Genomic DNA, 7,328 nt, shown 5'->3' with positions numbered 1-7,328 from the left:
GGGCCTTCTCGGTGCGCCGGGCCGACCCGTCACCCATCGCCAGCACGCCCACCGGGCCGGGCGCCCCGGCCAGCGCCGCCGCCAGGTCGCCGGGGCCCACGCCCAGCCGCGCCCCGGTGTGCCCGACCTGGTCCAGCAGCCAGGCACCGACCAGGTGCGGCAGCGGCACCCGCCGCCCACCCGGGGCGGCCGGCCCGGCGAAGGGCACCTCCAGGTCGACCCCGAAGCCGCGCAGGTCGCCGGTGTCACCGGGCCCGTACGGGGGGCCGTCGGGGCCGTCGCCGACGACCAGCACCACCGACGGGGAGGCGGCGAGGAGGACCGAGACGGCGGCGCAGGCCGCGGCACGGAGCCCGGTCAGGGCAGCACCCGGCGCACCGGAGACGGCGGGCAGCAGGAGCGGTGGCTGCGGACAGAAGGCGACCGTGACCGGAGGAGGACTCACGCCAGGGAGTGTCGCGGATGAGTCGTGGGAGACTGCTCACGTGTCGAGCACGGAGAACACCGGAGAACGGACGCAGCAGCCCGCCACCGCACCCGAGGAGCAGCCCGAGACAGCAGTGCTCGAGGTCGCCCCGGTCGACGAGGGGCCGCTGGGAGCCACCCCCGACGCCGCCTTCCCGGAGGCCGACGACCCCGGGCCGGTCGCCGAGCAGCCGGCGTCCGCTGAGGTGACCCCCGAGACCGCCCCCCAGGACACCGACGCCGCACCGCCGGTGGACACCGACGTCCCCGGCCCGGTGGACCCCGACGCCGCTCCCCCGGTGGACACCGACGCCCCGGCGCCGGCTGCCGAGGACGTCGCCGTCACCGAGCTCGCGCCCGTCGACGAGGGCCCGCTGGGCGCCACCCCCGACGCCGCCGAGCCGCAGGACGCCCCCGCCAGCCCCGCGCCCACTCGCAGCGGCCGCGCCCCCAGCGACGTCCCGAGCGTCGTCCCGGCCATGCCGGCCTCCGACCCCTCCGCCTGGGGCCGGGTCGACGAGGACGGCACCGTGTACGTGAAGACCGCCGGCGGCGAGCGCTCGGTCGGTTCGTGGCAGGCCGGTGCGCCCGCCGAGGGCCTGGCCCACTACGGCCGCCGGTTCGACGACCTGGCCACCGAGGTCACCCTGCTGGAGGCGCGGCTGGCCGCGCACACCGGCAACCCCGGTGAGATCCGCACCAAGGCCCAGGAGCTGGCCGACACGATCCCGCTGGCGCAGGCCGTCGGCGACCTCGACAGCCTCTCCGCCCGGGCCCGGGCGATGGTCAGCATGGCCGACACCGCGGTCGCGGCGAACCGGGCCGAGAAGGCTGCCCAGCGCGCCGTCCAGGTCCAGCGCAAGGAGGCCCTGGCCGCGGAGGCCGAGGACATCGCGGAGAACTCCTCGCAGTGGAAGGCCGCCGGCGACCGCCTCAAGGCGATCGTCGAGGAGTGGAAGACGATCAAGGGCATCGACCGCAAGACCGACGAGGCGCTCTGGCAGCGCTTCGCCGCCGCGCGGGACGCCTTCGGCCGCCGCCGGGGCGCGCACTTCGCCCAGCTGGACACCCAGCGCGCCGAGGCGCGCGCGGCCAAGAGCGAGCTCATCGCCGAGGCCGAGCGGCTGTCGACCTCCACCGAGTGGGGCCCCACCAGCGCCGCGATGCGCGCGCTGATGGACCGCTGGAAGGCCGTGCCGCGGGTCGGCCGGGACACCGACGACGACCTGTGGAAGAAGTTCCGCGGGGCGCAGGACGTCTTCTTCGCCGCCCGCACCGCCAACGACCAGGCGCGCAGCACCGACGAGACGGCCAACCAGAAGGCCAAGGAGGACCTGCTCGCCGAGGCCGAGAAGATCGAGCCCGGCAAGAACGCGCGCGGTGCCCAGGAGGCGCTGCGGAAGATCCAGGAGCGCTACGACGCCATCGGGCACGTGCCCCGCGGCGTCATGCGCCAGCTGGAGGACCGGATGCGCGCGGTCGAGGAGAAGGTCCGCGGTGCCGCCGAGGCCAGCCGCCCCCGGGCCGCCGAGCCGGAGAACCCGCTGCTGACGTCGATGCGGGCCGCGGTCACCAAGGCCGAGGAGCAGCTGGCCAAGGCCCAGGCCTCCGGCAACGCCAAGCGGATCGCCGAGGCCGAGGACGCGCTGTCCACCCGGCGCGAGTGGCTGGCCGAGGCGCAGAAGGCGTCCTCCCGCCGCTGATCTGACAGCCACGAAGGGCCCCCGACCATCAGGTCGGGGGCCCTTCGTGTGTCCGCGGGGTGGAGCGCCAGGCAGCCGGGTCGGCCGTCCTGGACGGGTCACCGCTGCGCAGGTCGCCTCAGGCGCAGGCGGGCGCAGCCACGGCCAGGGGGGCGGGGACGCCGATCTGCGGCATGCCCAGGGAGACACCCGGCGTCGTCGGGCGGGTGCCGGCCTCGCTGGCGTCGCCGGCCGCGGTGCGCCGGTGGGACAGCAGCAGCCCGTCGGCCACGAGGAAGTGCGGCTTGGCCGCGGTCACGACCGTCTCCACCACGTCACCGGCCCGCACGCCGTCCGCGGCGGTGAAGTGCACCAGTCGGCCGTCGCGGGCCCGGCCGGAGAGGCGTCCGCGGGCGGCGTCCTTGCTGCCCTCGCCAGAGGCCACGAGCAGCTCGACGCGACGCCCGATGAGCGCGGTGTTCTCCGCCCAGCTGATCTCGTCCTGCAGGGCGGTCAGCCGCAGGTACCGCTCCTGCACGACCTCCTTGGGCAGCTGCCCGTCCATCTCCGCGGCGGGGGTGCCCGGGCGCTTGGAGTACTGGAAGGTGAAGGCACTGGAGAACCGGGCCTGCCGGACGACGTCGAGGGTGTCCTCGAAGTCGGCGTCGGTCTCGCCGGGGAAGCCCACGATGATGTCGGTGGTGATCGCCGCGTCGGGCATCGCGGCCCGCACCCGGTCGATGATCCCCAGGTAGCGGTCGCGCCGGTAGCCGCGGCGCATCCGGCGCAGCACGTCGTCCGAGCCCGACTGCAGCGGCATGTGCAGCTGGTGGCAGACCGCCGGCGTCTCGGCCATCGCGTCGATGACGTCGTCAGTGAACTCGCGCGGGTGCGGGCTGGTGAACCGGATCCGCTCCAGGCCCTCGATCCGGCCGGCCGCCCGCAGCAGGTCGGCGAAGGCGCCCCGCTCGCGGAACTCCACCCCGTAGGCGTTCACGTTCTGGCCGAGCAGGGTCACCTCGAGCACGCCCTGGTCGACCAGCGCCTGCACCTCGGCCAGGATCTCCCCGGGTCGGCGGTCCTTCTCCTTGCCGCGCAGCGCCGGGACGATGCAGAACGTGCAGGTGTTGTTGCACCCGACGCTGATCGACACCCAGCCCGAGTACGCGGAGTCCCGCTTGGCCGGCAGCGTGGAGGGGAAGACCTCCAGGGACTCGACGATCTCCACCTGGGCCTCGGCGTTGTGCCGGGCGCGCTCGAGCAGCACCGGCAGCGACCCCACGTTGTGGGTGCCGAAGACGACGTCGACCCAGGGCGCGCGGCGGACGATCTCCCCGCGGTCCTTCTGGGCCAGGCAGCCGCCGACGGCGATCTGCATGCCGGGGTGGGCGTCCTTGACCGGGCGCAGGTGGCCGAGGTTGCCGTAGAGGCGGTTGTCGGCGTTCTCCCGGACGGCGCAGGTGTTGAGCACGACGACGTCGGCGTCGGTGCCCTCGGGGGCCGCCGTGTAACCGGCCGACTCGAGCAGGCCGGAGAGCCGCTCGGAGTCGTGCACGTTCATCTGGCAGCCGTACGTGCGCACGAGGTAGGTCTTGCCGTCCACCACCGCATCGTAGAGAGGTGCGCCGGGGACGCCGTCCGCCCGCCCTCGACCGGACACCGGAACGTGACGAGGACCTCTGCCAGGCGGGAACTCCCCGGCGGACGACGGGTTCGTTACAGCTTCGTGATGGCCCGGCGACGTCCGGGCCACCGCGAGCCGCTTAGGGTCACCCGCTGTGACCGAACGTCCGACCGGAGAGCCTCTCGTCCGCCTGTCCGGCGTCAACAAGTGGTACGGCGAACTCCACGTCCTGCAGGACATCGACCTGTCGATCGACCGCGGCGAGGTGGTCGTCGTCATCGGCCCCTCGGGGTCGGGCAAGTCGACCCTGTGCCGCACGATCAACCGCCTGGAGGCCATCGAGAGCGGTGAGATCACCATCGACGGCCAGCGCCTGCCCGAGGAGGGCAAGGAGCTGGCCCGGCTGCGCGCCGACGTCGGCATGGTGTTCCAGAGCTTCAACCTCTTCGCGCACAAGACGATCCTGGAGAACGTGACGCTGGGGCCGATCAAGGTCCGCAAGCAGTCGAAGGCCGACGCCGAGAAGCGCGCCCGCGAGCTGCTGGACCGGGTCGGCGTCGGGCACCAGGCCGACAAGGTGCCCGCCCAGCTGTCCGGTGGCCAGCAGCAGCGCGTGGCGATCGCCCGCGCACTGGCGATGGACCCGAAGGTGATGCTCTTCGACGAGCCCACCTCCGCCCTGGACCCGGAGATGATCAACGAGGTCCTCGACGTGATGACGTCGCTGGCCCGGGACGGCATGACCATGGTCGTGGTCACCCACGAGATGGGCTTCGCCCGCCGGGCGGCCAACCGGGTCGTGTTCATGGACGCCGGCCGGATCGTCGAGTCCGCCGTCCCGGAGACCTTCTTCACCGCGCCGTCCTCGGAACGGGCGAAGGACTTCCTCTCCAAGATCCTGAACCACTGACCACCCGCACACCGACGAGAGGACCCTCCATGCGCATCACCCGAGTCGCGGCCGCCTTCGCCGCCGCCGGCGTCGTGCTGACCGGCTGTTCCAGCGAGGCCGGCAACCAGGCCGAGCAGGCCGCCAGCGCTGCCCCGACCGTCGCCACCGACACCGAGTTCGCCGCCGGCACGACCATGGCCGAGCTGTCCGAGGCCGGCAAGATCCGGGTCGGCACCAAGTTCGACCAGCCCGGGTTCGGTCTGCTGAACCCCCAGGGTGTCCCCGAGGGCTTCGACGCCTCGGTCGCCGCGATCATCGCCGGCAAGCTCGGCATCGAGCCGGAGGGCATCACCTGGGTGGAGACCGTCTCGGCCAACCGCGAGTCGGCCATCACCGAGGACCGGGTCGACATGGTCGTCGCGACCTACACGATCAACGACAAGCGCAAGCAGCTGATCGACTTCGCCGGTCCGTACTACGAGGCCGGCCAGGACATCATGGTCGCCAAGGGCAACCCGCTGGCCATCACCGGCCCGGACGCCCTCGCCGGCAAGAACGTCTGCTCGGTGGAGGGCTCGACGCCCGCGGAGAACATCCGCACCAAGTACCCCGAGGCGAAGCTGACGCTGTTCGACGTCTACTCCAAGTGCGCCGACGCCCTCACCAACGGCCAGGTCGACGCGGTCACCACCGACAACGTCATCCTCACCGGCCTGGTCGCGGGCAACCCCGACGGGTTCGAGCTGGTGGGCGAGCCGTTCACCGAGGAGCCCTACGGCATCGGCATCACCAAGGGCGACGACGAGTTCCGCGACTTCATCAACGACACCCTCGAGGAGTCCTTCGAGGACGGCTCCTGGGCCGCCGCCTGGGACGCCACCGCCGGCGCCATCAGCGGCACCGAGGCGCCCGAGCCGCCGTCCGTCGACCGCTACTGACCTCCCGCGCGGCGCCGCCGGGTGGTGACCCACCCGGCGGTGCCGCGCCGCGGCCTCGAGAGGAGGCGCAGTGCAGTTCTTCACCGACAACTTCCCGCTGCTGCGGGACGCCTTCCTCACGACGCTGGGCCTGTCCCTGCTGGCGGGCCTGCTGGCGCTCGTCCTGGGCACCGTGCTGGCGGCGATGCGGGTCAGCCCGATCCCGCCGCTGCGCGGGCTGGCGACCTTCTACGTGGAGACCTTCCGCAACACCCCGCTGACGGTCGTCTTCTTCTTCATCATCTTCGGACTGCCGCAGATCGACTTCGTGGTCAGCTTCTTCGTCGGGGCCGTGGTCTCCGTCGGCATGTACACCGCGGCGTTCGTCGCCGAGGCGCTCCGCTCGGGCATCAACGCGGTGGGCCCGGGCCAGGCCGAGGCCGCCCGGGCGATCGGGCTGACGTTCGGCCAGTCGCTGCGTGAGATCGTGCTGCCCCAGGCCTTCCGGACCGTGGTGCCCCCGCTCGGCAACGTCTGGATCGCCATGGTCAAGAACACCTCAATCGCCGCCGGCTTCGCCACCACGGAGCTCGCCGCGACCCTCCCCCGGCTGGCCAACGCCAACGCCGGGGACATCCTGCTGATCCTGCTGGCGGTCGTGGTCGGCTACATGCTGATCACCGTGCCCTCGGCCTACGGGATCCACCGCATCGAGCGCCGGGTGGCGATCCTCCGATGACCACACCGGTCCTCTTCGACGTCCCCGGCCCCAAGGCGCGCGCCCGCATCCGGATCGGCACGGTCGTCGGCGCCCTCGTCGTCCTGGCGATCGTCGCCTTCGTGCTCGTCCGGCTCGGCGGCAACGGCCAGCTCGACGGCCAGCGCTGGGCGATCCTGTTCGACCCGAGCACCAACGTGCCGCAGCGGCTGTTCGAGGCGCTGCTGCGCACGCTGCAGGCGGCCGCGCTGGCGATGGTCCTGGCCACCGCGCTCGGGCTGCTGCTGGCCGTCGCCCGGCTCTCGGACCACCGGTGGGTGCGGCTGCCGGTCGCCGCGGTCATCGAGTTCTTCCGGGCCATCCCGCTGCTCGTGGTGATCTTCGCGCTGTACTTCGTGCTGCCGGGCTTCGGCATCCGGCTGAGCACCTACGTGGCGCTGACCGCCGGGCTGGTGCTCTACAACATGGCGGTCATCGCCGAGATCGTCCGGGCCGGCATCCTGTCGGTCGACCGGGGTCAGCGCGACGCGGCCCTGGCCGTCGGGATGCGCAAGTCGCAGGTGATGACCCTGGTCCTGCTCCCGCAGGCGGTGCGCCGGATGCTGCCGATCCTCATCGCACAGCTGGTGGTGCTGCTCAAGGACAGCTCGCTGGGCTTCATCATCGGCTACTTCGAGCTGCTCCGGCAGGCGCGCAGCCTGGTCGAGTACTTCACGCCCCGCTTCGGCAACGACTACACGTTCCAGCTCTACGTCGCCGCCGCGCTGATCTACATCGTGATCAACGTGCTGCTGTCGCAGCTGGCCAAGTACGTCGAACGGCGCACCCGGCAGAACGCGAAGACCGCTGCCGCCGCGGCGCCCACCCTGCCCGCGGGCGTCGTCCCGGGCCAGGAGTCCTGACCGCGCGCTCGACCGGCACCTGATCCGGGCACGTCCCCGCTGGCCCCGCCACCGGTGACGTGCCCGGAGCTGTTCCGCTCCCCCGCCGGCGCTCGTACTGTCGGCCGGCGGCCCCGTGCGCGCGACCG

7 protein-coding genes are annotated in these 7,328 nt (G+C 72.8%); 5 read left to right on the top strand and 2 right to left on the bottom strand.

Annotated features, from left to right (window positions below; genetic code table 11):
* The coding region (locus tag GCU67_RS00245; protein WP_476738947.1) for a class III extradiol ring-cleavage dioxygenase family protein at window positions 1-445 on the bottom strand (445 nt) is incomplete at its 3' end.
* A gap of 40 nt (window positions 446-485) precedes the next feature.
* On the opposite strand from GCU67_RS00245, the gene GCU67_RS00240 reads away from it, so the two are divergent.
* Window positions 486-2,168, top strand: coding sequence for a DUF349 domain-containing protein (locus GCU67_RS00240; protein ID WP_163608925.1), 1,683 nt, complete (start codon window positions 486-488; stop codon window positions 2,166-2,168).
* A gap of 118 nt (window positions 2,169-2,286) precedes the next feature.
* Here GCU67_RS00240 and miaB read toward each other — a convergent pair whose 3' ends face one another.
* Entirely contained in the window at window positions 2,287-3,750 is a 1,464-nt protein-coding gene (gene miaB / locus GCU67_RS00235; protein ID WP_163608924.1) for a tRNA (N6-isopentenyl adenosine(37)-C2)-methylthiotransferase MiaB, read from the bottom strand.
* A 211-nt stretch (window positions 3,751-3,961) separates the two neighbouring features.
* Here miaB and GCU67_RS00230 point away from each other — a divergent pair, with 211 nt between their 5' ends.
* From GCU67_RS00230 to GCU67_RS00215, 4 genes are all read left to right on the top strand, one after another.
* Window positions 3,962-4,681, top strand: a complete 720-nt coding sequence (locus GCU67_RS00230) for an amino acid ABC transporter ATP-binding protein (protein ID WP_211660509.1) — start codon at window positions 3,962-3,964, stop codon at window positions 4,679-4,681.
* Window positions 4,682-4,710: 29 nt separating this feature from the next.
* Window positions 4,711-5,601, top strand: coding sequence for a glutamate ABC transporter substrate-binding protein (locus GCU67_RS00225; RefSeq protein ID WP_163608922.1), 891 nt, complete (start codon window positions 4,711-4,713; stop codon window positions 5,599-5,601).
* 70 nt (window positions 5,602-5,671) lie between these two features.
* Window positions 5,672-6,319: an ABC transporter permease subunit gene (locus GCU67_RS00220; RefSeq protein ID WP_163608921.1), complete on the top strand. Its 648-nt coding sequence runs from the start codon at window positions 5,672-5,674 to the stop codon at window positions 6,317-6,319.
* A complete protein-coding gene (locus GCU67_RS00215; RefSeq protein ID WP_163608920.1) occupies window positions 6,316-7,200 on the top strand; it encodes an amino acid ABC transporter permease in 885 nt (294 codons plus the stop codon). The genes GCU67_RS00220 and GCU67_RS00215 overlap by 4 nt, the downstream gene beginning before the upstream one ends.
* Window positions 7,201-7,328: the final 128 nt, after the last annotated feature.

It is taken from the genome of Modestobacter muralis (genome assembly GCF_010682105.1).
GTDB classification, from domain to species: Bacteria; Actinomycetota; Actinomycetes; order Mycobacteriales; family Geodermatophilaceae; genus Modestobacter; species Modestobacter muralis.
Note: the sequence above shows the minus strand (reverse complement) of the source record. Positions and strands in the feature narration are given on the sequence as shown.